The 23313-nt window shown below is 66.6% G+C and carries 16 protein-coding genes; 8 read left to right on the top strand and 8 right to left on the bottom strand.

Features of this window, described 5'->3' with window-relative positions:
- The first annotated feature begins 10 nt into the window (after window positions 1-10).
- The 3 genes from C3Y92_RS03230 to fcl all read left to right on the top strand — a co-directional run bounded on the left by C3Y92_RS03230 (window position 11) and on the right by fcl (window position 3303).
- On the top strand, window positions 11-1954 hold the full coding sequence (locus C3Y92_RS03230) for a PAS domain-containing hybrid sensor histidine kinase/response regulator (RefSeq protein WP_235669595.1): 1944 nt from the start codon (window positions 11-13) through the stop codon (window positions 1952-1954).
- A complete protein-coding gene (locus C3Y92_RS03225; protein ID WP_129349444.1) occupies window positions 1954-2280 on the top strand; it encodes an Hpt domain-containing protein in 327 nt (108 codons plus the stop codon). Before C3Y92_RS03230 ends, C3Y92_RS03225 begins: the two co-directional genes overlap by 1 nt.
- 66 nt (window positions 2281-2346) lie before the next feature.
- Complete coding sequence (gene fcl, locus C3Y92_RS03220; RefSeq protein WP_129349442.1) at window positions 2347-3303, top strand: GDP-L-fucose synthase; 957 nt, start codon at window positions 2347-2349, stop codon at window positions 3301-3303.
- A 317-nt stretch (window positions 3304-3620) separates the two neighbouring features.
- Here the strand turns inward: fcl and C3Y92_RS21060 are convergent, their stop codons facing one another.
- Window positions 3621-3770, bottom strand: coding sequence for a hypothetical protein (locus tag C3Y92_RS21060; RefSeq protein ID WP_165352057.1), 150 nt, complete (start codon window positions 3768-3770; stop codon window positions 3621-3623).
- Window positions 3771-4006: 236 nt separating this feature from the next.
- Between C3Y92_RS21060 and C3Y92_RS03215 the strand changes: the two genes are divergently transcribed.
- Entirely contained in the window at window positions 4007-6529 is a 2523-nt protein-coding gene (locus C3Y92_RS03215) for a hybrid sensor histidine kinase/response regulator (protein WP_235669594.1), read from the top strand.
- Here C3Y92_RS03215 and C3Y92_RS21350 read toward each other — a convergent pair.
- The 3 genes from C3Y92_RS21350 to C3Y92_RS03200 form a co-directional block, all read right to left on the bottom strand.
- Entirely contained in the window at window positions 6526-6756 is a 231-nt protein-coding gene (locus C3Y92_RS21350; protein ID WP_235669593.1) for a hypothetical protein, read from the bottom strand. The genes C3Y92_RS03215 and C3Y92_RS21350 overlap by 4 nt on opposite strands.
- A gap of 313 nt (window positions 6757-7069) precedes the next feature.
- Window positions 7070-8395 carry an AAA family ATPase gene (locus C3Y92_RS03205; RefSeq protein ID WP_129349436.1) on the bottom strand — a complete coding sequence of 442 codons (1326 nt, stop codon included), beginning with the start codon at window positions 8393-8395 and terminating at the stop codon, window positions 7070-7072.
- 44 nt (window positions 8396-8439) lie between these two features.
- Window positions 8440-9975, bottom strand: coding sequence for a YifB family Mg chelatase-like AAA ATPase (locus tag C3Y92_RS03200; RefSeq protein ID WP_129349434.1), 1536 nt, complete (start codon window positions 9973-9975; stop codon window positions 8440-8442).
- A 147-nt stretch (window positions 9976-10122) separates the two neighbouring features.
- Between C3Y92_RS03200 and C3Y92_RS03195 the strand changes: the two genes are divergently transcribed.
- A complete protein-coding gene (locus C3Y92_RS03195; protein ID WP_129349432.1) occupies window positions 10123-12075 on the top strand; it encodes a sensor histidine kinase in 1953 nt (650 codons plus the stop codon).
- Window positions 12076-12182: 107 nt separating this feature from the next.
- Here the strand turns inward: C3Y92_RS03195 and C3Y92_RS03190 are convergent, their stop codons facing one another.
- Window positions 12183-12926: a YceI family protein gene (locus C3Y92_RS03190; protein WP_129349430.1), complete on the bottom strand. Its 744-nt coding sequence runs from the start codon at window positions 12924-12926 to the stop codon at window positions 12183-12185.
- Between the two features lie 13 nt (window positions 12927-12939).
- A complete protein-coding gene (locus C3Y92_RS03185; protein WP_129349428.1) occupies window positions 12940-13578 on the bottom strand; it encodes a nitroreductase family protein in 639 nt (212 codons plus the stop codon).
- Between the two features lie 163 nt (window positions 13579-13741).
- On the opposite strand from C3Y92_RS03185, the gene C3Y92_RS03180 reads away from it, so the two are divergent.
- Both C3Y92_RS03180 and C3Y92_RS03175 read left to right on the top strand, forming a co-directional pair.
- Window positions 13742-15664: an aconitate hydratase gene (locus C3Y92_RS03180; protein WP_129349426.1), complete on the top strand. Its 1923-nt coding sequence runs from the start codon at window positions 13742-13744 to the stop codon at window positions 15662-15664.
- Window positions 15665-15693: 29 nt separating this feature from the next.
- Window positions 15694-17646: a SurA N-terminal domain-containing protein gene (locus tag C3Y92_RS03175; RefSeq protein ID WP_129349424.1), complete on the top strand. Its 1953-nt coding sequence runs from the start codon at window positions 15694-15696 to the stop codon at window positions 17644-17646.
- Window positions 17647-18237: 591 nt separating this feature from the next.
- On the opposite strand, the gene C3Y92_RS03170 is transcribed toward C3Y92_RS03175, so the two are convergent.
- Window positions 18238-20391 (bottom strand): LysM peptidoglycan-binding domain-containing protein, encoded by a 2154-nt coding sequence (locus tag C3Y92_RS03170; RefSeq protein ID WP_129349422.1) that lies wholly within the window; start codon window positions 20389-20391, stop codon window positions 18238-18240.
- 180 nt (window positions 20392-20571) lie between these two features.
- Here C3Y92_RS03170 and C3Y92_RS21755 point away from each other — a divergent pair, with 180 nt between their 5' ends.
- On the top strand, window positions 20572-21960 hold the full coding sequence (locus C3Y92_RS21755; RefSeq protein WP_328591063.1) for a TrmH family RNA methyltransferase: 1389 nt from the start codon (window positions 20572-20574) through the stop codon (window positions 21958-21960).
- Between the two features lie 220 nt (window positions 21961-22180).
- Here the strand turns inward: C3Y92_RS21755 and C3Y92_RS03160 are convergent, their stop codons facing one another.
- Window positions 22181-23200 (bottom strand): RluA family pseudouridine synthase, encoded by a 1020-nt coding sequence (locus tag C3Y92_RS03160; protein ID WP_129349420.1) that lies wholly within the window; start codon window positions 23198-23200, stop codon window positions 22181-22183.
- Window positions 23201-23313 lie beyond the last annotated feature (113 nt).

Below are 23313 nucleotides of genomic sequence, written 5' to 3'. Positions count from 1 at the left end.
CGCGGCTTCTTTGTCCGCCGCGCGCCCGGTCCGGGCCGGGCAAAACGGCACGTCCGACAAACGCCTGGCCCGGCTCACCTCCATCATCGCCGCCCTGGACCAGGCCATTGCCTTTGTCGCCCCTTCGGGCGTCATCGCCGAAATAAACGACCGCTATCTGGCCTGGCTTGGCCGCTCCCGAGACGCGGTGCTCGGCGCGAACCTCGAAGTCCTGGGCCTGGAAACCGAAGATTACCAAGCCGCCGCCTTTCTCGATCTCTTCCGCCGGGGCGTGGCTTCCACCCCGGTCTCCTTCGAAAACCGGATCGGCGAGCGTGACGTCACGGTCAAGCTCCAGCCGGTCATCGAGGACGGCGCGTTCGCCGGACTTATCGTCTCGCTCATCGACGTCACGCCGCTGGTCGAGGCGCGCCTTGGCGTGGAACGCGAAAAGCGCTTCCTCGAACAGGTCATCACCATCGCCGGCGCCGCCATCTGCATCGTCAACCGCGACGACGTGGTGGTGACGATCAACGACGAATTCACGGCCATCACCGGCTTTAGCCGCGACCAGGCCCTGGGCCGCCCCCGATCCCAGCTCCTGCGGGAATCGCCGCCGTCGCCCTGCCCGGCCCGCCCCGCCGACGCGGCCGTGCAAAAACGCCAATCCACCATTGCCGCCCGGGGCGGCAAACGCCTCACCATCCTCAAAAACGCCGCTCCCATCCTCGACGCCGGCGGCCGATCCACCGGCGGCATCGAATCCTTCGTGGACGTCTCCGACATCATCCGGGCCCAGGTTCAGGCCGAGGAAGCCAGCCGCATGAAATCGGCCTTCCTGGCCAACATGAGCCATGAAATCCGCACGCCGCTCAATGCCATCATGGGCCTGTCCCAATTGCTGCTCGGGGCCAACCTGCCGCCGCAACAGCGGGAATGCGTCGAAACCATGCGCGCCGCCGGCGAAGGCCTGCTCGTCATCTTAAACGACATCCTGGATTTTTCCCGCATCGAGATGGGGCGTTTAGAAATCCGGCCCGCGCCCATGGACATCGACCGGCTTCTGGAGGAAGTCCGCCGGGTCATGGCCCAGGCCGCCGACCAGCAGGGGCTGACCCTGGCCATCGAACGCGACCCGTCCCTGCCCCGGGTGGTGCTGTGCGATCCGGTGCGCCTGAAGCAGATTTTGCTCAACCTGTTGTCCAACGCCATCAAGTTCACGCCCAGCGGCCGCGTGACCCTTTCGGCCAGGCGCGCCACGGCCAACCTGGGCCACGACGCCCCCCCGCGCGTCACCTTCGCCGTGCGCGACACCGGCCCCGGCATCACTCCCGAGGTCCGGGAACGCATCTTCGAGCCCTTTGTCCAGACCGAGGACGCCGTGGCCCGCAACCCCGGCGGCACGGGCCTGGGGCTGTCCATTTCCAACCGGCTGGTGGAGCTGCTCGGCGGATCGGGCCTGGAACTGGACACGAGTCCCGGGCGCGGCAGCGTCTTCTCCTTCACCCTGTCCCTGCCCGAGCCCCAGGCCGCCCACCCCCGGCCGGACCTGCCCCTGCCCTCGGCCGCCGACTTCGGGGGACTGCGCGCCCTGGTGGCCGAGGACAACCCCTACAACCGCTTTTTGCTGCAAAAAATCCTGCAAAAACTCGGCGTGGGCCAAGCCGACTTCGCCAGCGACGGCCAGGAAGCCGTGCGTCTGGTGCTGGCCGCCCGGGATGCCGACGCGCCCTACCATGTCGTGTTCATGGACGTGCGCATGCCCATCCTCGACGGCCTGGAAGCCTCCCGCCGGCTGCGGGAGCACGGCGTGACGACGCCCATCATCGCCCTGACCGCCCAGGCCACCGAAGACGACGACACCCAGTGCCGCCAGGCCGGGATGAACGCCTATTTCTCCAAGCCCTACCGCATAAACGACCTTGAGGCCGTGTTGGCCGAGATCGCCACCGCGCCCAACCGGACCTGGACATAATGCACGATCCCAGACGCCGTGCCCTGGTTTTCCTGCTTGGGGAACACGAGCTGCTCGCGGCCGAGGCCGAAGAAGCCCTGGCCGTGGCCGGACCGGTCCTGGCCGAAGCCCTGGCCCGCCTGGACCAGGCCGCGGCCGGCCACAACCTCGCCGCCTGCGCCGAGGCCGCCCACGGCCTCAAGGGCAATCTGTTGAATCTCGGCCTGGCCGAGCTGGCCCAGACCGCCGAGCACGCCTGCGCCGCCGCCCGCCAAGGCGAAATTGCCCCGGCCAGACGCGCCGCCGCGACCTTGCGCCAGACGCTGGCCACGCTGCTGCCCGGCTGATCCGGCGACACTTTTCCCGCCCGACGGTCTAGGCAGCCCGGCCCGGTCGTGCTACCTGTCGCGTCCATGAACATGCCCCATGAAGCCGCCGCCGGCCCCATTTTCGTCGCCGGCCACCGGGGCCTTGTCGGCTCCGCCATCGCCAAGGTTCTCGCCGCCAAAGGCCACGACGTCCTCAGCCGCACCCATCGGGAACTCGACCTGACCAGCCAGGCCGAGGTCAGCGCCTTTTTCGCGGCCGCCAAGCCGGCCGCCGTGTTCCTGGCCGCGGCCAAGGTCGGCGGCATCCACGCCAACAGCGCCTATCCGGCCGATTTCATCCGCGACAACCTGCTCATCCAGACCAACGTCATTGACGCGGCCTATAAAAGCGGCGTGAAAAAACTCGTGTTCCTGGGGTCCTCCTGCATCTACCCCAAATTCGCCCCGCAACCCATGCCGGAATCGGCGCTTTTGACCGGCCCCCTGGAAGAAACCAACCAGTGGTACGCCATCGCCAAGATCGCCGGCATCAAGATGTGCCAGGCCTACCGCCGCCAATACGGCTTTGACGCCATAAGCCTCATGCCGACCAATCTTTACGGCCCCGGCGACAACTTCACGCCAGTCAATTCCCACGTCATTCCCGCGCTCATGCGCCGCTTCCACGAAGCCAGGACGCGCGGCGACGCGGCGGTCACGGTCTGGGGCACGGGCAAGGCGCTGCGCGAATTTCTCCATGTACGCGACATGGCCGAGGCGGCCGTAGCCTGTTTCGAGCGCTACGACGACGAGGAGATCATCAACATCGGCACCGGCCAGGAGCTCGCCATCGCCGAGCTGGCCCGGCTCATGGCCAAGGTCACCGGGTTTGCCGGCGACATCGTTTTCGACCCGTCCCGCCCCGACGGCACGCCCCGCAAACTCGTGGACATAAGCCGCCTCAAGGCCCTGGGCTGGACCCCCACCATCAGCCTGGAGACGGGGTTGGCCGAAACCTACCAGTGGTTCCTCGACAACATCGAATCCGCCCGCCTGGATTAACAATCAATTCTCTTCACGCCATCTGATCGTTCTCTCTCTGCTCTCGTGCCGCGCCCGCCAACGCCGCCACCGCCCGACCGACCGCCTCCCATACCAGGGGTCCGGCCCCGGACCCCTGGTATGGGAGAAAGGGTAAAGGGGGGCGCGTTGCCGACGACTGGCAGGGGTTTGGGGAGAGCGAGGGCAGCCAGGATTGCCGTCCGCCCGGACTGTCGTTCCCACGCCCCACAAAAGGGGCGACCGAACGCCAAAAAGGCCGCTTCCCGGGGGGAGCGGCCTTGGAACATCGGGTTGGACCGGCGGTCGCCGGGCGCGGCCTAGTGGTGGTCTTCTTTCATGAACTGGCGGATGCGGATAAACGCGGTGGTGACGATGATGGCCATGTACACGTAGATGGCCGTGACCCCGAAGAAGCCTTGCTCGGTGGAATGGCCCATGTTCGTGATCAGTTCCGAAACCATGCTCATATCCTTACTCCTTCGGGTCGATCGTGAAATTGGTGACGATGTTCATACGCCGTCCCGGGCGTTTTCGTCAACTGTCGCATGGCGTTTGTTCGCCCTTGGGGGCGTTCGCCAATTTGGCGGGATGGCGGCCGGGCCGCTTCCGTTTTTCCCTCGGGCAGTGTAGGCGTTACTTTGGTGAGGTAAGCGTGGAGCAGCCCAGTCCCACCCCCCCTGCAAAGGTTTTTTGGATCGCCCCCATGGCCGGCGCGGCCACGGCGGGGGTGCTTGCCGTGGCCATGGTGCTGGCGGCCGGCTGGTACCGCGAGCACCTGTGGCTGGTCTGGGAGCCCGGCGACTTGCGGCTGTTTTACGCGGTATTGGCGCTTTGCGTCGGGTTGCCGGCGGTTTTGGTGGGGTTTTGCACCGACCGCCAGCTCCGGTTGCGTCAGGCCCTGGCCGGCCGCGAGGCCGAGGCGGCCCGCATCAGCGAAACACTGGCCCGCACCCAACGGGGGCTGGTGGCCCTGGGCGCGGTCAGCCATGAATTGCTCCGGGCCACCGACCGCAGCAGCCTCATCCAGAACATTTGCACCATCCTGGTGGAGCATGCCGGCTACAGTCTGGCCTGGGTGGGCCTGGTCGAACCCGGACCGGACAAACGGGTGCGGGTGGCGGCCTGGGCCGGACAGGACGGCAGCTGGCTTGACGTCCTGGGCCTGCGCTACGACGAATCGATTCAGGGCCAGGGCCCCACGGGCACGGCCATCCGTCTGGGGCAACCGGTCATTGTCGCCGACATGCACGAAGAGGCGTTTTTCCGCGACTGGCCGGCCCGTCCCGAGGCCTTGGGCCGTTATCGCAGCGCCTTTTCCTTTCCCCTGCGCCAGGCCGGTCGCGTGGCCGGGGCGCTGACCATCTTTGAAGTCTCGCGGCGGGATTTCGGCGACGAGGAACTCCGCCTGCTCACCCGCATGGCCGAAGACGCTTCCCACGGCCTGGAGCTGTTGCGCCTGTCCCAAAGCCGGGACCGGACCACGACCCTGTTGCGCCAGGCCTTGCGCATGGGCGCGGCCATGTCGCGCACGGCCCTGGATCTGGCCGGCGGCGGCCAGGACCTGCGCGAGCTGGCGGCCCGGACCCTGCGCCACGCCCTGTGGCTGACCGGCAGTCCCATCGGGGCCATCGGCATGTCCTCCCGGCCCACCGGACGTCTGGACTGGCTGGCCGTGGCCACGGCCGACGGGGCCATCGGCTCGGTGCCGCCCGAGGACTGCACCCTTTTTCCCGATGACGCCGGCCGGTTCGCCGGCCCCTTTGCCGAGGCCATAAACGCCGGCAAGCCGGTAGTGGTCGATCATGCCGCCGATCTCGACGGCTACGGCCCGCCGGATGCGGCGTTTTTGCAGGTGTCGCGGTTTCTGGCCATGCCGCTGCGGCGCGAGCAGCGCGTGGTCGGCGTGCTGCTGTTGGCCGACGCGCCCAGGCCCTACGCCGAACGGGACATTCGCGGCACGGCCCGGCTGGCGGTGCTCTACAGCATGGCGGCGGCCCGGCGGCGCATCGAGAAGGACTTGATCGCGGCCCGGCGGCGGGCCGAGGCGGCCAGCGAGGCCAAGACCCAGTTTCTCGCCAACATCAGCCACGAGCTGCGCACCCCCATCAACGGCATCCTGGGCATGGCCCAGCTGGCCGTGCTGGAGGGCGGCACGGCCGGCCAGGACGAATACTGGCAGACCGTGCGCGACGCCACCGACAAGCTCATCGAAATCGTGGACAATCTGCTGGAGCTGGCCAACGTCGAGTCCGGCTCGCTGTCGCCCATGCTGCGCGAATTCAGCCTGCGCCGGCTGGCGGAATCGCTTCGCGGCTCGTTTTCGGTGCGCTCTGGACTGGCCGGCCTGTCGTTTAGCTTCGACCTCGACGGCGCCTTGCCGGACAAGCTTTTGGGCGACCCGTTCCGGCTGCGCCAGATCCTTTCCAACCTCATCGACAACGCCATCCGCTTCACCCCGTCGGGCAGCGTGACGGTGCGGGTGCGCCGGTTGGAGCCGCTGGCGGCCATGGCCCAGCGCCGGGTGCTGGTGGCGGCGGATTTCAGCGGCCTGTGCCTGGAGTTCGCCATAACCGACACCGGCATCGGCATCCCCTTGGCCAAGCAGGCGGCCATCTTCGAGACGTTCGTCCTGGCTGAGGAGCCGCTGACCAAGCGCTACGGCGGCTCGGGCATGGGACTGTCCATCGCCCGGCGGCTGGCCGAGCTCCTTGGCGGCAGCATCCGGGTGGAGAGCCGGCCGGAATACGGCAGCACGTTCTATCTGGCCGTGCCGCTGTGGCTGGCCAGTCCGCCTGCGGACGACGACGAGGGCGATAGCCGCGAGCCGGTTCGGCTGCCGCGGCTGCGCATCATGGTTGTCGAGGACGAGGCGGTGAACCGCCTGGCCCTGGCGCGCGGGCTGCGCAAGCTCGGCCACGACGTCATCGAGGCGGGCAACGGCGAGGACGCCTTGCGGCGGCTGTCCATGGAGCCGGTGGACGTGGTGGTGATGGACATCCAGATGCCGGTGATGGACGGGCTGACCGCCGTGGCCCACATCCGCAACGGCGAGGTGCCGGGCACGAACCGGCGCTTGCCGGTGGTGGCGCTGACGGCCTACGCCCTGGAAGGCGACCGCGAACGGTTCCTGGCCGCCGGCATGGACGAGTTCGTGACCAAGCCTTGCGACATGGACGTGCTGCTGCGGGCCGTGGCCAAGGTGGTCAAGGACAAGCCGGCGGCCTAGGGGGTCGTTTTCGGGGGCGACGGCGCGTAGTGCTTGAGCAGCCGGCAGTCCTCGCACGGCGCGCCCTGGCGCAGCCAAGCCAGCGGCGTTTCAGCCGCGAATTTCGGATTGACCCAAGCGATGTCGCCCACCGGCGGATGCAGGTGCAGGCAGGTTTTGAGGCTGGCTCGCACCCGGTCGTCGCAGGAAGCCACCCGCTTGTCGGTGCAAAGCGCCGCATCGACCAAGTGAAGGTCTTCGCTAATCCTGCGATAATCAGAGTCCGGACAACCTTCTCCGCCAAATGCAGACCACAACTCTCGGTCTTTGGCTTCAGGCAAGCTCTTCAGACGTCCCGTTCGGACCATCGCAAAAAACCAGCTTTTGCTATAACTCGACGCATGCTTGCGCCATTCGGCGAGCAAATTCTGGTTTGCCGCGAAGTCGATGCGACATTCCCTCAAGGTTTCCAAAAAATTGCGGCACATGCTCGAAACGGGATGCTCCGCCTCGCCAGCCGAATGGGCGATGCAAGCATCCACGACAATGGCACAGAGCGGACTACTTCGCATTGCGGAACAGGCGTTCTTCCACGGCGTCCAGATAGGCTTTTTCCGTCAGCAGCGTGGTGGTGTCGAAGTCTTGGGGCCAATCGCCAAAAGAGCCGTTCTCGTCGAGTTCGGCGCAGGTGACGGTGGTGGAGCCGTCCTCGGGGCTGCGGGAGAACCAGTGGAGCTTGACGATGTTCGGGTCAAGCTCGCCTTTGGCGACCAGGGTTTGCACGCCGCGTATGAGGATGTCGGAGTGAGTTTCGATGACCACCAGCACCCCGCGCTTGCTGGCCTCGGCGATGACGGCGGCGAGCTTGTATTGGGCCAGCGGGTGCAAGTGGATTTCGGGCTGTTCGATGTAGACGATCTGCCCGGGTTCGGCGGCCAAGAGCGCCACCAGCACGGGCAAGGTTTGGGAGACGCCCACGCCCACGTCGGCGATGTTGACAAGATCGGCGTCGGTCGCGCCGGGCAGCCGGCCGACTTTGATTTCGACCTGTGTGGCGTCCAGGGCCGTGGCCGAGACTTTGGACGTCAGGCCGATATGTTCGAGATGGCGGCAGAGGGAATGGAGGTTGTCGGGGTGTTGTTGTTGCCAGTAATTAATAATACTAGCAACATAATTCTCAAAAGTTCCAGAGAACTTCGTGCCAACGCCGGATGTTTTGTATGCTCTTTCAGGGTTGCCTCGAAGCCCAGGAAGATGGATTATATCAGTCACAACATCTTCTAGATCAAACCATCGTAAAGGCAAAAATACTGATCCCGGAGACTTCTTAGAAAAAGGAGAGAGATCAATATACGACATACACCTATCTACAAAAACATACACACCAATCTCATTTGATTGAAAAGCATCTTCTCCCATCTGAAGTTCTTTTCGCAAAAAATTGGCAATACTCTCTCTGTCAATATACTCAGGACCAAAAGTGAGTTCTCCAGAAAGAGTTTTTATAGTGACTCTATAAACATCAAAACTATATGCATTGTTTTCTTTATAACACAGGAAAACAGAGCCGCTATCCGTTGAAAAACTCGTACAAAAAACTCCATCACCAAGCGCACTATCATTTGAAAGTATCTGATTTGAATTTGTAAATCGAACATTCGGCCCATCAAGCAAAAAAACGCCTGGGTCATATGGCGCTTCTATTGTCTGCTTCATAAGCAGCAATGGCTGCATCATACTCGATTTTCCCGAGCTGTTCGCCCCGGCAAGAATTGTCAATGGGGCAAAATGAAGCGTCTGCTCACGAGCAATGGATTTGAACCCCGCCACGGAAATGGCCGTGAGCGGTTCATCCTGTCTTGCGGCTAGATTGAGATCAATAACCATACCCTACCCCTACCTCAAACCCCGCTCCAGGAAAACCCCTCTCCTTACACTGCCCGCTGCCGGTCCAGGCCCCGCAGATTGACCGCTTCGGCCAGGTGCTCCACTCGAAGCCCGGCTTCGCCGTCGAGGTCGGCGATGGTGCGCGCGATGCGCAGCACCCGGGTATGCGACCGGGCCGACAACCCCAGACGCCGCACCGCGCCCTCCATGAAGCCGTGCCCCTCTTCCGACAGCCGGCAATGGACCGAGAGATGCCGCCCGGACAGCCGGCCGTTGACCGTAAAGGGCAACCCGGCGTAGCGCGCCGACTGCACCTCGCGGGCGGCCAGCACCCGCTCCCGCATGGTGGCCGAGGTCGTGGGCGAGGCCTCGGCCCGCAGCTCCTTGTACGGCACCGCCGGCACTTCCACCTGCAAATCGATGCGATCCAAAAGCGGCCCGGACAGCCGCGACCGGTAGCGCCGCACCTCGGCCTCGCCGCAGGTGCAGGCATGGCGCTCGTCGCCCAGATAGCCGCAGGGGCAAGGATTCATGGCACACACCAGCATCACGTCGGCCGGGTAGGACAGCGACACCGCCGCCCGGGCGATGGTCACCTTGCCGTCTTCCAGGGGCTGGCGCAGCACTTCCAGCACCGACTTCTTGAATTCCGGCAGCTCATCCAGAAACAGCACCCCCCGGTGGGCCATGGACACCTCGCCGGGCCGGGGGTAGGAGCCGCCGCCAATGAGCCCGGCGTCGGAAATGGTATGGTGGGGGCTGCGAAACGGGCGCAGGGTCAAAAGCCCCTCGCCGTCCAGGCGACCGGACACCGAATAGATGGTCGTGACCTCCAGGGCCTCCTCGAAGGACAGCGGCGGCAGCACCGTGGGCAGGCGCTTGGCCAGCATGGTCTTGCCCGAGCCGGGCGGGCCGATAAAGAGCAGGTTGTGGCCGCCGGCCGCCGCAATCTCCACCGCCCGCTTGGCATGGTCCTGGCCCTTGACCTCGCTGAAATCCAGCAGCCCCTCCAGGCCGGGCGCGGCCGGGGCAAACGGCTTGGGAGCCACTGGCGACAGGTTCTCCTCGCCAGTGAAAAAATGCAGGGCTTCCAGAAGCGTGGCCGGGGCAAAGACGTCCAGGCCCTCCACCACCGCCGCCTCGGCGGCGTTGGCCGCCGGCGCGATAAGCCCCCGCGCCCCCAGCCGACGGGCCAGGGCGGCCAGGGGCAACACCCCGGGCACGGGCCGCAGTTCGCCGGTCAGCGACAGCTCGCCGGCCATGAAATAGCCGGCCGTGGCCTCCGGGGAAAACGCGCCGGTTGCGGCCAGAAGCGCCATGGCCAGGGGCAGGTCGTAGGCCGAACCTTCCTTGCGCATATCGGCCGGGGCCAGGTTGACCGTGATGCGGGCCGGCGGGAGTTTGAGTCCGGCGTTTCGCAGCGCGGCCAGCACCCGCTCCTTGCTCTCGCGCACCGCGCCCTCGGCCAGGCCGACCATGGAAAACGACGGCATCCCCTGGCGCGACAGATCGACTTCCAGGGACACGGGGTAGGCCTCGACGCCAAGCAGCGCGGCCGTGCGGATAGAGGAAAGGCTCATAAGCGTTGGAAAACCGATACCGCGCCCAGACGTTCCAGGCAAGGTTTTCGCCGGCCCGGGCTTTTCATTTCATACCGGCGATGCTACCCATTTGACCGAGACAGTGAATTGTTCTGTAAGCCACGGGACGACAAACGGCCAACGACAATGAAACTTCCCCGGTACTTCCAGACCCGCTCTGTGGGCGGCGCGGTGCTCATGACGCTGGTATGCGTCAACACGCTGCTGTTGGCCGTCTTCGGCTGCATCGACTATTATGGGGAAAGACAGCGGCTGGAAGACGAATTACGTTACGATCTCCGGGTCGTTGCCGAACAATTGTCGGCCAACATGGCCGAACCCCTGTGGTTCCTGGAGTCTGGCAACCTCGCCCGGCTGTTGGACGCGGCCATGAAAAACGACCGGTTGGCCGCCGTGGTGGTCTATGAAGCGGACGACGGCGATTTTCTGGCCGGGCGCAGCCGCGACCGGGGCTGGCGCAACTCGGCCGTGACGGCCAGGCCGGCCCTGGACAACGTCATCATCGACAGCCGGCCGATCTATTTCGGCGACGCCTTGGTCGGCGCCGTCGAGGTCCAGATGACCCGGCGCTATATGGATGACGCCCTCAAGCAGACGCTTTGGCGTGTGATCCTGCGCATCCTGGCCTTAAACGCCGCCCTGGCCGCCGCCCTGGTCTTGGTGCTGCGCCGCCAGATCATCCGCCCCCTGGCCCGTCTGGAACGCTACGCCGCCGAAGCCGCCCGGCGCGGCGAGACGGCCGTGCGCCCCGAGGGGCTTCGCGGCGAACTCGGCAGCCTGTCCGCCGCCATGCAGGACATGGTCCGCCAACTCACCGCCGCCCAGGACAAGTACCGGGACATCTTTGAAAACGCCACCGAAGGCATCTTCCAGACCACCTTTGACGGCCGGCTCCTGGCCGCCAACGCCGCCCTGGCCCGCATGATCGGCTACGCCACGCCCCAGGAGGCCATGGCCTCGATCACCGATCTTTCCCGGGAGCTGTACCAGGACCCCAATGACCGCGCCCGGCTCCTTGAGCAACTCCTGGCCGAAGGCGCGGTGGCCGGTTTCCAAACGCGGTTCATGCGCCGCGACAAGCAGACCATCTGGGTGCTGGTCAACATCAGGCTGGTGCGCGACGCCGACGGGCAGCCGCTGTATAATGAAGGCACGGTGGTGGACGTCACGGCCCGGGTGCGGGCCGAGCGGCGGTTGGAAATCCTCAATCGCCATCTGCGCGAGGCCGTCAAGGAACGCACCGGACGTCTGGCCGTCAAGGCCGCCGAACTGGAAGCGGCCAACGAGCGTCTGCAAGAGCTCGACCGGCTCAAATCCGGCTTCCTGGCCACGGTCTCCCACGACCTGCGCACCCCGCTGACCTCGATCATGGGCTTCGCCAAGCTCATTTCCAGGGATTTCAACAAATTCTTCGCCCCCTTCGCCCCGGGCCACGAGCGACTGACCCGGCAGGCCGAGCGCATCACCGCCAATCTCGGCATCATCGAAAACGAAGGCGAACGCCTCACGCGGCTTATTAATGACTTCCTCGACCTGTCCAAGATCGAGTCCGGCCGCGCCCAGTGGCGCGACGCCGAAGTGGACGTCTCGGCCGCCCTGTCCCGGGCGGCCAATGCCGTGAGCGCCGATTTCGCGGCCAAGCCCGAGGTGCGCTTCACCATGGCCCTCGAAGGCGGCTTGCCGCCGCTTTTCATCGACCCCGACCGGCTGACCCAGGTGCTGGTGAACCTGCTTGGCAACGCGGCCAAGTTCACCGACCAGGGCGAGGTCAAGCTTGCCGCCTCCGCCGCAGACGGCCTGTTGCGGGTGGTGGTCACGGACACGGGACATGGCATCCCCAGGGAGTCGCTGGAAAAGATCTTCGACAAATTCCATCAAGCGCAACTCGGCGACACCGTGGAGGAACACGGCCGCCGCCAGGGTACGGGCCTGGGGCTGGCCATCTGCCGCCAGATCGTCGAGCACTACAAGGGCCGGGTCTGGGCCGAATCCGAGCTTGGGCGCGGCAGCACGTTTATTTTGGAACTGCCCTTGGCCGGACCGCCAGCCGCCGAGGACGGCCAGGACCAGCCGGCCTGAACCGCCCAGCGCTGCACGCCGCCCCGGTCGTTCCACGGCCGGACAACAAGAAACCGCCGCCGCCCCTGTCCGGGACGGCGGCGGTCGTCGTTTTACGAAGGGACAGGTTACTCGTCGGTCTTGGCCGGCTGGACGCAGCCCGGCCGGGCGGCCAGGGTCTCGCCGGCGATGCGGATGTCCGTGGCGTCCCCCACCGCGCCCATCTTGAAGAACTTGCCCGTGCCCACATGATACTCCAGACGGTTGATGGCGAACTGGGCCTCGTAGCCGGTGACGTCCACGCAGGGCATCATGGGGTGGGGCTTGGTCCCGAGCAGGCGCACCGGAATGGTCACCTCCCTGGTCACGTCCTTGATGGTCAGCTTGCCCGTGACCCGGGCCAGCCGCGTGCCGGCCGAGACAATGCGGCTGCTTTCAAACCGCATTTCCGGGTAAACGGCCGTATCCAGGAAATCCGCCGTGCGCAGATGCTTGTCCCGGGCGGCCACGCCCGTGTCCACGCTGTCGGTCTTGACGGTAAAAGCGACGCGCCCGTCGCCCGGCTTGCGCGGCGGGATGGCGACGACGCCGGACACGGCGTCAAACCGGCCGGCCACCGGGGCCACGATGTGGCGTATCCAGAAGGTGGCCGAGGTGTGGGCGCTGTCCAGGGTCGCGCCGTCCACCACCGGCCCGGCTTCGGGTTTGGCTTCGGGCTTGGCCGGGGCGGCTGGCGCGTCGGTCGGGGCCGGAGCCTCGGCAGCGGCCAGCAACAGGAAGTCGGCGGCCGTGCCGGCCTGGGCCGAGGCAGGCATGGCCGTCAGCGCCAGGACGGCCAGGGCAAAGGCAACGATGGTGCGACAATACGACATGAAAGCGCCTCCTTTAGGTTTCCGGGAGCGTGAAAAGGATATCCTGGGCCGCAAACCGCCACTTGGGCGGGGCCACGGCGACGCCGGGGCGCAGCCGGCCCACGGCCATGATGAGCGGAATCCAAAACTGGTCAGGCACGCCGAAGGCCGCCTTGACCGCGTCGTGATCGAAGCCGTCCATGGGATGGGTGGCATAACCGGCGTCGGCGGCGGCGTACATGAAGGACATGGCGAAAAAGGCCGTGTTCTTGACGGCAAAGGCCAGGGTCTTGTCCGGCGTCGCGCCGTAGAGGCTTTCCGTGGCCCCGGCGAATTCGCCGCGCTGCTCGGGCGTGTAGGCCCCGGACTGCATCAGGTACGAGAACTGGCGCTCGAAGGACGGCGAATACATCTTCCAGGCCTCCCGGTCGGCCAGAAAGAGCAAGATGACCGGGGCTTCGGTGACCTTGGGCTGGTCCCAGGCCAGGGCGCGCAGCTTGGCTTTCTGGGCAGGATCGCGCAGCACGGCCACCCGCCAGGGCTGGAGATTGAAGCTCGACGGCGAGCGGGCGGCGGTTTCCAGCAGCGCGTCCAGGGTATCCTTGGGCACGTCGGCCTTGGTGTCGAAGAAATTGATGGCCCGGCGGGCCGTCATGACGTCTTTAAAATCCATGTCTCCCTCCTTTTTCGGGATGCTGCCTATGTGCGCCGGGAAAGCGCCCGCGTCAAGGCCGCAAGCGGACTGACGCTACCGCGCGCGCCACTTGACTAATGCGGCGGGGGGAGGCATGCAGGGCGGACTTTTCTCTTTTCCCCCAGACAAAAAGGACTCCTCCATGGCCCTCAACGTGACCCAGAAGATCATCAAGGACCACCTTGTTTCCGGCGAGATGATCCCGGGCGGCGAGATCGCGCTGCGCATCGACCAGACGCTGACCCAGGACGCCACCGGCACCATGGCCTATCTCCAGTTCGAGGCCATCGGGCTGCCCCGGGTGCGCACCGAACTGTCCGTGAGCTATGTGGACCACAACACCCTGCAAATGGGTTTCCGCAACCCCGACGACCACGCCTACCTGCGCACCGTGGCCGCCAAGTACGGCATCACCTTCTCCCCGGCCGGCACCGGCATCTGCCACCAGCTGCACCTGGAGAATTTCGCCAAACCGGGCAAGACCCTGGTCGGCTCCGACTCCCACACCCCCACGGCCGGCGGCGTCGGGTCCATGGCCATGGGCGCCGGCGGCCTGTCGGTTGCCCTGGCCATGGCCGGCGAACCCTACGTCATCGCCATGCCCAAGGTGGTCAAGATCCACCTGACCGGCAAACTTCCGGGCTGGGCCACGGGCAAGGACGTCATCCTGCATCTTTTGGGCAAGCTCACCGTCAAGGGCGGCGTGGGCAAGGTCATGGAATACGCCGGGCCTGGCGTGGCCACCCTGTCCGTGCCCGAACGCGCCGTCATCACCAACATGGGCGCGGAACTCGGGGCCACCACCTCGATCTTCCCGTCCGACGAAGTCACCAAGGCCTTTTTCACGGCCATGGGCCGGCCCGAGGACTACGCGCCGCTCACCGCCGACCCCGACGCCGCCTATGACGAAGTGGTGGAGATCGACCTGTCCGCCCTGGAGCCCCTGGCCGCCGCGCCCCACATGCCCGACCGCATGGTGCGCATCGCCGACCTCGACGGCATGAAGGTCGATCAGGTCTGCATCGGCTCGTGCACCAACTCCTCCTACGCCGACCTCAAGGCCGTGGCCCAGATCCTGGCCGGCAAGCGCATTGATCCGACCACGGACCTGCTCATCTCCCCGGGCTCCAAGCAGGTGCTCAAGATGCTGGCCGCCGAGGGCCTCATTGATCCGCTGCTGGACGCCGGCGCGCGCTTGCTCGAGTGTTCCTGCGGTCCGTGCATCGGCATGGGCGGCTCGCCCACTTCGGCCGGCGTCTCGGCCCGCACCTTTAACCGCAACTTCGAAGGCCGCTCCGGCACCCAGGACGGCCAGGTCTATCTGGTCAGCCCGCAAACGGCGGCCATGGCCGCCCTGCGCGGGGCCTTCACCGACCCGGCCACCTGGGGCGAGGCCCCGCAAAAGGCCGAGTTCCCGGCCGAGGTCCCCAGCATCCGCCACCTGTTCCTGACGCCTCCGGCCGACGGCGCGGACGTGGCCATCCAGCGCGGCCCCAACATCGCCCCGCTGCCGCCCTTTGGGGCGCTGCCGGCCACCATCGAGGCTCCCGTGGCCCTCAAGGTCGGCGACGACATCACCACCGACCACATCCTGCCGGCCGGGGCCCAGATCACGGCCCTGCGCTCCAACATCCCGGCCATCAGCGAATACATCTTCAGCCGGGTGGACGCCGACTTCGTGTCGCGCATCAAAAAGCTCGGCAAGGGCGTGATCCTTGGCGGCGAGAACTACGGCCAGGGCTCCAGCCGCGAACACGCCGCCCTTGGCCCCCGCTACCTGGGCGTGGCCGCCGTGGTGGCCAAATCCCTGGCCCGCATCCACCGGGCCAACCTGGTCAACTTCGGCATCCTGCCGCTTCTGCTCGTGGACAAGGCCGACTACGACCGCATCCCGGCCGGAGCCGACATCCGCCTCGAAACCGCCGCCATCGCCCCGGGCCAGCCCTGTCCCATGACCGTGGCCGGCGTGGGCGAAGTCATGGTCGTTAACGACCTGACCGCCAAGGAACTCGACATCATCAAAGCCGGCGGCCTGCTCAACCAGGCGCGCAAGGCCCAAGCTTAACGCGCGGGCCCCCGAGCCAAGGAGAATCCATGCTTGATCCCATGCGGAAATATGCCCAATCCTGGGGCATCAAGATCGTCTTCGGTCTTATCATCATTGTCTTCGTCTTTTGGGGCGTGGGCAATTTCAACGGCGACAGGGCCACGGTCCTGGCCACGGTGAACGACCAGCCGATCCTGATCAAGGACTACGAAAAGCAGTACCAGGAGAATTTACGCCTGGTCAAAAACAAGAATCCCAACGTCACGGACAAGGATTTGCAGGACGGCGGCTTCCGCTGGCAGGTATTCACCAACATGGTGACCACCAAGCTGCTGGAAGACCAGGCCAAGACCCTGGGCATCGCCGTGACCGCCGACGAACTGCGCGCCGAGATCGCCAAGATTCCGGCCTTCCAAAACGAGTCCAAGCAGTTCGACGCCAAGCGCTACGAGAATCTGCTCAAGGCCAACGACGTCAGCCCCGGCGAGTTCGAGGCCGATTTCCGCCAGCAGCTGCTGCTGGAAAAGCTGGCCGCCTTTGTCGGCCTGCCGGCCCAGGTGGCCGAGTCCGAGGCCCGGTCCATCTTCGACTTCATGCGCGAACAGGCCATCATCAAGTACATTCCCTTTGCCGCCGCCGACTTCGCCAAGGGCGTGACCATCTCCGACGAGCAGATCGCCAAGTATTACGAGGCGCGCAAGGACGAGTTCGCCACCCCGGCCCAGGTCAAGATCGACTTTGTGGAATTTACGCCCAAGGCCATGGCCAAGCCGGCCGAGATCAGCGACACCGACATCGAGGCCGACTACAAGGCCAACCAGAAGAAGTACGAGCGCCCCGAACAAGTGCGCGTGCGCCACATCCTCATGATGCTGCCCCCCGACGCTCCCCAGGAAGTGGTGGACGCGGCCGAGAAGCGCCTGAAGGCCATGGCCGACGACGTGCGCAAGGGCAAGGACTTCGCCACGCTCATTCCCAAGGACCCGACCAATTCCGACGGCATCATCGGCGAGGACTGGGCCTGGTTGCCCAAGGGCAGCCTGCCCAAGGAGTTCGCGCCCTTCGAGGAAAAGGCCTTTGCGCTCAAAAAGGATGAAGTCAGCGACCCGGTGCGTACGAGCCTGGGCCTGCACCTCATCCAGGGCGGCGAGAAGCAGGCCTCCGGCCAGCGCGCCCTGGCCGAGGTCAAGGACGAAATCCGGGCCGATCTGGCCGAGCAGCGCGCCGCCGACAAGCTGACCAAGTCCCTGGACGTGATCCAGGAAAAGCTGTCCTCGGGCGAACCCCTGGAGGCCGCCGTGGCCGCCGAGAAGCTGGCCGTCAAGACCTCGGCCTTCTTCGCCAAGGACGCCCCCCCGGCTGAGCTGGGCCTGTCCGAGCCGGCCGTGGAAGCTATCTTCGCCCTCAAGAAAGGCCAGACCGCCGACGCGCCCCTGTCCACCCAGGACGGCTTCGTGGTGGTGCGGGCCGCCGAGGTCAAGGAGCCTGGGTTCGAGCCACTGGACGCCGTCAAGGACGTCATCAAGGGCCGCCTGATCGATGAAGAGGCCCTGAAGCTGGCCAAGGCCAAGGCCGAGGAAACGGCCAAGGCCATGGAGACCGAGGACGGCCTCAAAAAGGTCCTGGCCGACTACAAGGACAAAATCCAGACCTCCGCGCCGTTCACCCGCCAGGGCTTCATCCCCGGCCTTGGCATGTCGCCGGTGCTGGCCCAGACGGCCTTCGAGGCCAAGGGGCCGGGCTGGTTCAAGACGGCCTTTGGCGTGTCCGGGGCCTATGTCGTCGCCGGCCTGGACAAGACCGTGCCGGCCGACCTTTCACTTTGGGACAAGGAAAAGGAACGCTGGCTGGCCACGCTGACCCAATCCAAACAGACCGAGCTCTTCCGCGCCTACCTGCAGACCCTGCAGGAAGCCGCCCGGGTGGAGATCGTCAACGACGCCATCCTGGGGCCGCGTCCGGCCCAGGGCGGCGGCGGCAAGACCGTCCAGCTCCAGTAGCGTCTGTTTCTCTCGACCAGACCGAGGGCGCGTCCGCAAGGACGCGCCCTTTTTTTCGCCATGTCAAGGCACGGCAGTCTCCCCCGCCAAGGGCATTTCCCGCGGCCGGCGTCCGCCTCCTCATTGACTGCCATAGCGAACCCGACGCCAAGAAAACCGCCACGCGCCGGCATTTGCCGGTCGTCAGACAGCTTGCCGCGCGATTTCGGCCTTTTCCATCCTGAGGAAACACGATGGACAAAGGACGCGAACCAGTGGCCAGAGCCAGGAACACGACGTGGGCATGCCGAAAATCAGGCAGGAAAGCGGCAACCGTTGGGAGCCAATCTCGTAAAACCTGGAATGCCCGGACGAGCCGGTGAAGGGATCGGGAAGGCGGCAGGTCGCTGCCGTTTTTGGGCAGGGGGGACGCGGCGGAAGGGCTGTCCTGGGACGGGGCACAGAGGATTTAGGCGCAGAGACATGACCAGGGCAGGGGCAAGGCCATGCGACCGGCGTGCGGCCAAAATGGGGCCGGAATTGGGACAGGGCGCGGACAGGGCGGCCCTGGTCGCCAGGGCCGCCGGAACAGCGAGATGTCGTCGTGGCGGGCTACTGGCTGTGGATGGTCAACTGCGAGCCGGCCTGGAGCGCGCCGCTGCTTTTGATGTTGTTCCAGGCCATGAGCGAGGACGGGTCCACGTTGAATTTCTTGGCGATGCCCCACAGCGTGTCGCCGGGACCGACCTTGTAGTTGACGGATTTGCCGGCGGGCTTGGTTTGTTTTTCGGCGGCCTGCTGTTTGGCGGCAGGTACGGCGGCTGGCGGCGGGGGCGCGGACAGGGCGAAGGCTTTGGAGGCGGCCGGGGCCGGGGCGGGTTGGCCGAAGGTTTTGGCGGCGACGGGTTGGGGCGTGCCTTTGGCGGATGGAGTATGGGGCGCGGCCGCGATCTGGAACGGGGCCGGGGCGGCCGTCTTGCCGGGCAGGGCGAGTTTGTCGCCGGGGCGCAGTCTGTCCTTGCCGCCGTTGGCGGCCATGACCTGTTTGGGATCGAGGCCGTTTGCCCGGGCGATGGCGTGCAGGGTGTCGCCGGCTTTGACGGTGTAGCTGGCCGAGGCCGCAGCCGGGACGGGCTGAGGCAGGGCGGCGGCGAGCTGGACTGCCCCCGGGGCGGCCTTGGCCGCCTTGCCGGGCACGGTGAGGCGCTTGCCCACGAGAAGCTCCTTGGCCGAGCGCATGTTGTTGGCGGCCATGAGTTCCTGGGCCGAAACGCCGTACTTGGCGGCGATGGAGCCGAAGGTCTCGCCCTTGGCCACGGTGTGGGTGGCGCTGGGGGCGGCCTCGGCCAGGGCCGGGGCGGGCTTGCCGCCGGGAGATGCCGGAGCAGGCGCGCCGGGCACCACGATCCAGGAGCCCAGCGTCAGGCGGCCGGCGCGTTTCATTTTGTTGGCGGCGAGCAGGTCCTTGGTGGAGACGCCGTATTTGCGGGCCACGCTGTCCACGGAATCGCCCTTGGAGACGCGGTGTTTGATGGGCTTGGACGAGGCGGCGGCCACGGGTTTGGGGGCGCAGGCGTCGGGGCCTTCGGCCAGGGCGGAGTTGTCGGCTCCCGAGGCGCTAAGGGCAACGCGCACGGGCTGTCCGGGCGGCAGGGTTTCGGGCAGGGAGGCGTTCAGCTGGCGCAGTTCGGCCACGGGCATGCCCGACCGGCGGGCGATGGCCCACCAGGTGTCGCCGGCCTGGGCGGTCAGGGTTTGCGCGCCGGAGGACGGGTAGTTGCCGGGATTTTGCAGGAAGGCCAGGGCGACTTGTTCCTTGGCCACGGGCACGTAGACGTTGACGGTCATGTCCGGCGGGCTGATCTGGCGGCGAAAGCCGGGGTTGTATTCGCGGAACTGTTCCCAGGGCATGTTGCAGGCCTGGGCCAGGGCGGCCAGATCGGTGCCGCCCGGGGCCGGCACTTCCTTGAGGTTGGGGCCGGCTTGCCAGTTGACCTTTTTAAAGCCCAGTGTCTCCAGGTTCTGGAAAATCTTGAGCACGGCCAAAAACTTGGGCACGTAGTGCCGGGTTTCTTCTTTCAACAGCTTGGGGTCTTTGGCGATGTCGAAGAAGTCGCACTGGCCGCTGGCGGCCATGACCCGGGAAATTTTGCCTTCGCCGGCGTTGTAGGCGGCCAGGGCCAGATTCCAGTCGCCGAACATCTGGTAGAGCTTGGTTAGGTACTTGGCGGCGGCCACGGTGGATTTGTAGGGGTCGCGGCGTTCGTCCACCCACCAGTCCACGGTGAGGCCAAAGCGCCGGCCGGTGTAGGGCATGAACTGCCACATGCCGCCGGCCCCGACCGGGGAATAGGCCATGGTGTTGTAGCCGGATTCGATAAACGGCAGGGCAATGAGGTCGGGCGGCAGGTTGTAGCTGGCCAGCACGGCGCGCACATAGGGCAGGTGGGGTTCGGCCCGGCGCAGCCAGGTGTCCATGGAGCCGCGTTTGTCGATGGAGAAGTACTGGAGGAAGACTTGCACTTCCTCGTTTTCCTTCACGTCGAGGTCGAACTGGATGGCCCCGCGCGAGGCCAGGGCCTTTTTCTCCTGTTCGGTGAGCGGTCGGCCACGGTGGAGATTATTGAGAATTTGCGAGGTGTCCCAGAGCTCGGGCTCCAGGTTGGCTTTCATATCGGCGTTGGATTTGTCGTATTGCTTGTCGGCGCAGCCGGCCGACAGCAAAAAGGCAGGCAGGAGAACGAAAAGCAGGAGGTATCGGCCCATGCACCTTACTCCAAAAGGAAAAAAGACCGGCGGGCGGACGCGACCGGCCCTGTATAAGGATCGACGAAGGTCGTAACAATCCAAAAAGACTAACAATTCCAGACTATTTAGTCCAAAGTGGACGAAAATGCAAGGAAAAAAAAGCCTTGTGGTCCCGGCCGGTTTGAGCCATTTTGCGGCATGACCAAAAATGAAACCTCCCGCCGGCCGTCCACAGACCGCCGGTCTTTTGCCGATGTCCTGTCCACCCCCTCCGGGGAACGCGGCCAACGCCGCCCCGCTGCTCTTGCCGGCTCCAAGGGCGGCTCCGGCCGACCCAGCGGACCGCGCCCCGCCGGTCGTCCCGGCCAAGGCGGCCAGGGCGGCCAGGGCGGCCAGGGTCGTCCCCGCCGCGACGACGACCGCTCGGGTTCGGGCGGCCAGGGGCGTCCGCGCCGCGATGACGACCGCTCCCAGGGCGGCCAGGGGCGCCCGCGCCGCAACGACGACCGGCCCGGCCAGGGCGGTCAAGGCGGCCAGGGGCGTCCCCGCCGCGATGATGACCGCTCGGGTTCGGGCGGCCAGGGCCGTCCGCGTCGCGACGACGACCGGTCCGGCCGTCCGTCCGGGCCGCGCGGCCAGGGGCGGCCGCCCCGTTCCGATGACCGCCGCTCCGGCCAGGATCGGCCCCAAGGCCCGGGCAAGCCCCGCTTCGACCGCGACGACGACCGCCGCCCGCCGCGCCAGGACCGGTTCGAAAACGACCGCCGGCCGCCGCGCCCCGAACGCTTCGAGGACGACCGGCCCGCGCCGCGTTCGGTCGCGCCGACGGCCCCGGTCGAACTGCCCGAGGACATCCTGCCCGGCCGCAAACCCGTGCGCGAACTCGTCGAGCAAAGCCCCAAGTCCGTGGACGACGTGCTCCTGCGCCAGGGCCTTCGCGGCGTGGACGTGGACGCCATCGTGCGGGCCTGCGAAGCGGCCGGCGTGCGCTACCGCTTCATGCCCGGCCTGGACATGGACCGCCTCTATCCCGGCAACCACCAGGGCGTCATGGCCCGGTTGGCCGCCGGCCCCCTGGTCAGCCTGGAAGACGTGCTGGCCGCCGGCCTGGACGCGCCGCTGCAAGTGATCCTCGTGCTTGACCGGGTCCAGGACCCGGGCAACGTCGGGGCCCTGGCCCGCACCCTCTACGCCCTGGGCGGCGGCGGCATCCTCGTGCCCAAACACGAAGGCGCGCGCCTGGGACCGGGCGCGGCCAAAGCCTCGGCCGGAACCCTCACCCGGTTGCCCCTGGCCAAGGTCACCAACCTCTCCCAGGCCCTGGATGCGGCCAAGGAGGCCGGCTACACCATCATCGGCGCGGCCGGCGAGGAAGGGGCGCAAAACGTCCACCTGGCGCAGCCGCCGTTCCCCGTGGCCCTGGTGCTGGGCAGCGAAGAAGAAGGCATCCGCCCGGGCATCCGCAAACGCTGCGACGCCCTGTGGCGCATCCCCCAGGCCCGGCCCATCGATTCCCTCAACGTCGCCCAGGCCGGCGCGATCATGCTGGGGCGCATGGCCGCGTTTTTGGGAATGGGAGAGGGGTAAGACGGGGGGAGTGCCTCCGGCGGCCAGGAGAGGCGCTGCCTCTCCTGGACCTCTCCGCTGGGGGCCTGAGGCCCCCAGACCCCCCACATGAGGAAAGGGTTTAAGGGGGCTTACGTCGCTGGGGAGTCGTCCCGGGATTGAGTCAGGAAAGACGGCGGGCGTGCCTAGCCGCGCTGTAACTTTGTGAAATGCCGGCGGCCGTGGCCGCTCGGCGCAGCCGTCAGTCGTCGCCGCACTCGGCCAGAGAGGCGGCGCGGCGCGGGCGTTGGACCGTCCAGGGCGCTTCCCAGTCCGGCGGCACGCAGTACGCTTCCCCGGGCAGGATGATCCGCCAGGCGTGGAGCCGCAGCGGCGTGGGACCGCCGCCGTACTTGGCGTCGCCGACAAGGGGATAGCCCCGGGAGGCCAGCTGGGCGCGAATCTGATGGGTGCGCCCGGTCTCCAGCCGCACTTCGACGAGGCTTGCCGTGGGCGCGCGGCTGATCAGCCGCACCTTGGCCACTGCCTCCTTGCCGTCCTCCCCGGCCGTGACGCGCTCCCGGCCCGGCCCGCCCGACTTGGCCAGGGCGTCGCGCATGGTCACCCACTCGTTTTCCTCGCCAAGTAGCCACTTGCCCCAGACCCAGGCGAAATAGTCCTTGCGCAGGGTGCCGTCCTGCATGGCCTCGTGCAGGGCGCGCAGCCGGCGGTAGGATTTGGCGACAAGCAGCAGCCCGGTGGTGTCGCGGTCCAGACGATGGGCCGGCGTGGGCTTAAACGGCGCATCCGGGGCGTGGGCGTGAAGCAGGGTGGTCAGGGCGAAGGTGTGCCCCGAGCCGGGATGCACGGGCAGGCCGGCCGGCTTGACGACCACGAGCAGTTCGTCGTCTTCGTGCAGGATTTCGAGGGCCGGCATGGCGCGGCCGGCGGTCCGGCGGTCTGTCGGCGGGGACGTCTTGGCCGGCCCGGGTCCGGGCTTTGGCCGGCCGGTCGGCACGGTGGCCAGCTTGGGCGCGCCCAGAGCGCCGACGGCCGGGGCGGCCTCGTCCAGCTCGAAGGGCGGCACACGCACGATCTGCCCCTCGGCCACCCGGTCAAAGGGTTTGCAGCGTTTGCCGTCCAGGCGCACCTGTCCGGTGCGGATGCATTTCTGGAGCGCGGCCAGGGGCAGGCCAGGACCAAGACGCCGGGCCAGATACTGGAGCAGCTTCTGGCCGGCCTCGGCGGCGGTGACGGTGATGTGCTGGACGGGTGTTTTCATGCAAGCGCGCCGCCGACACGACCACGGCGCAATCCTTCCGGCTTAACGCATCTCCCCCTTGGAAAGTTTTTAGGGAGGAGAGCGCGAGAGGAACCCCTTTTTTCAAAAAGGGG

The organism is Solidesulfovibrio carbinolicus, from assembly GCF_004135975.1.
In the GTDB taxonomy this organism is placed as follows: domain Bacteria; phylum Desulfobacterota; class Desulfovibrionia; order Desulfovibrionales; family Desulfovibrionaceae; genus Solidesulfovibrio; species Solidesulfovibrio carbinolicus.
This window is presented reverse-complemented; position numbering and strand designations above follow the sequence as displayed.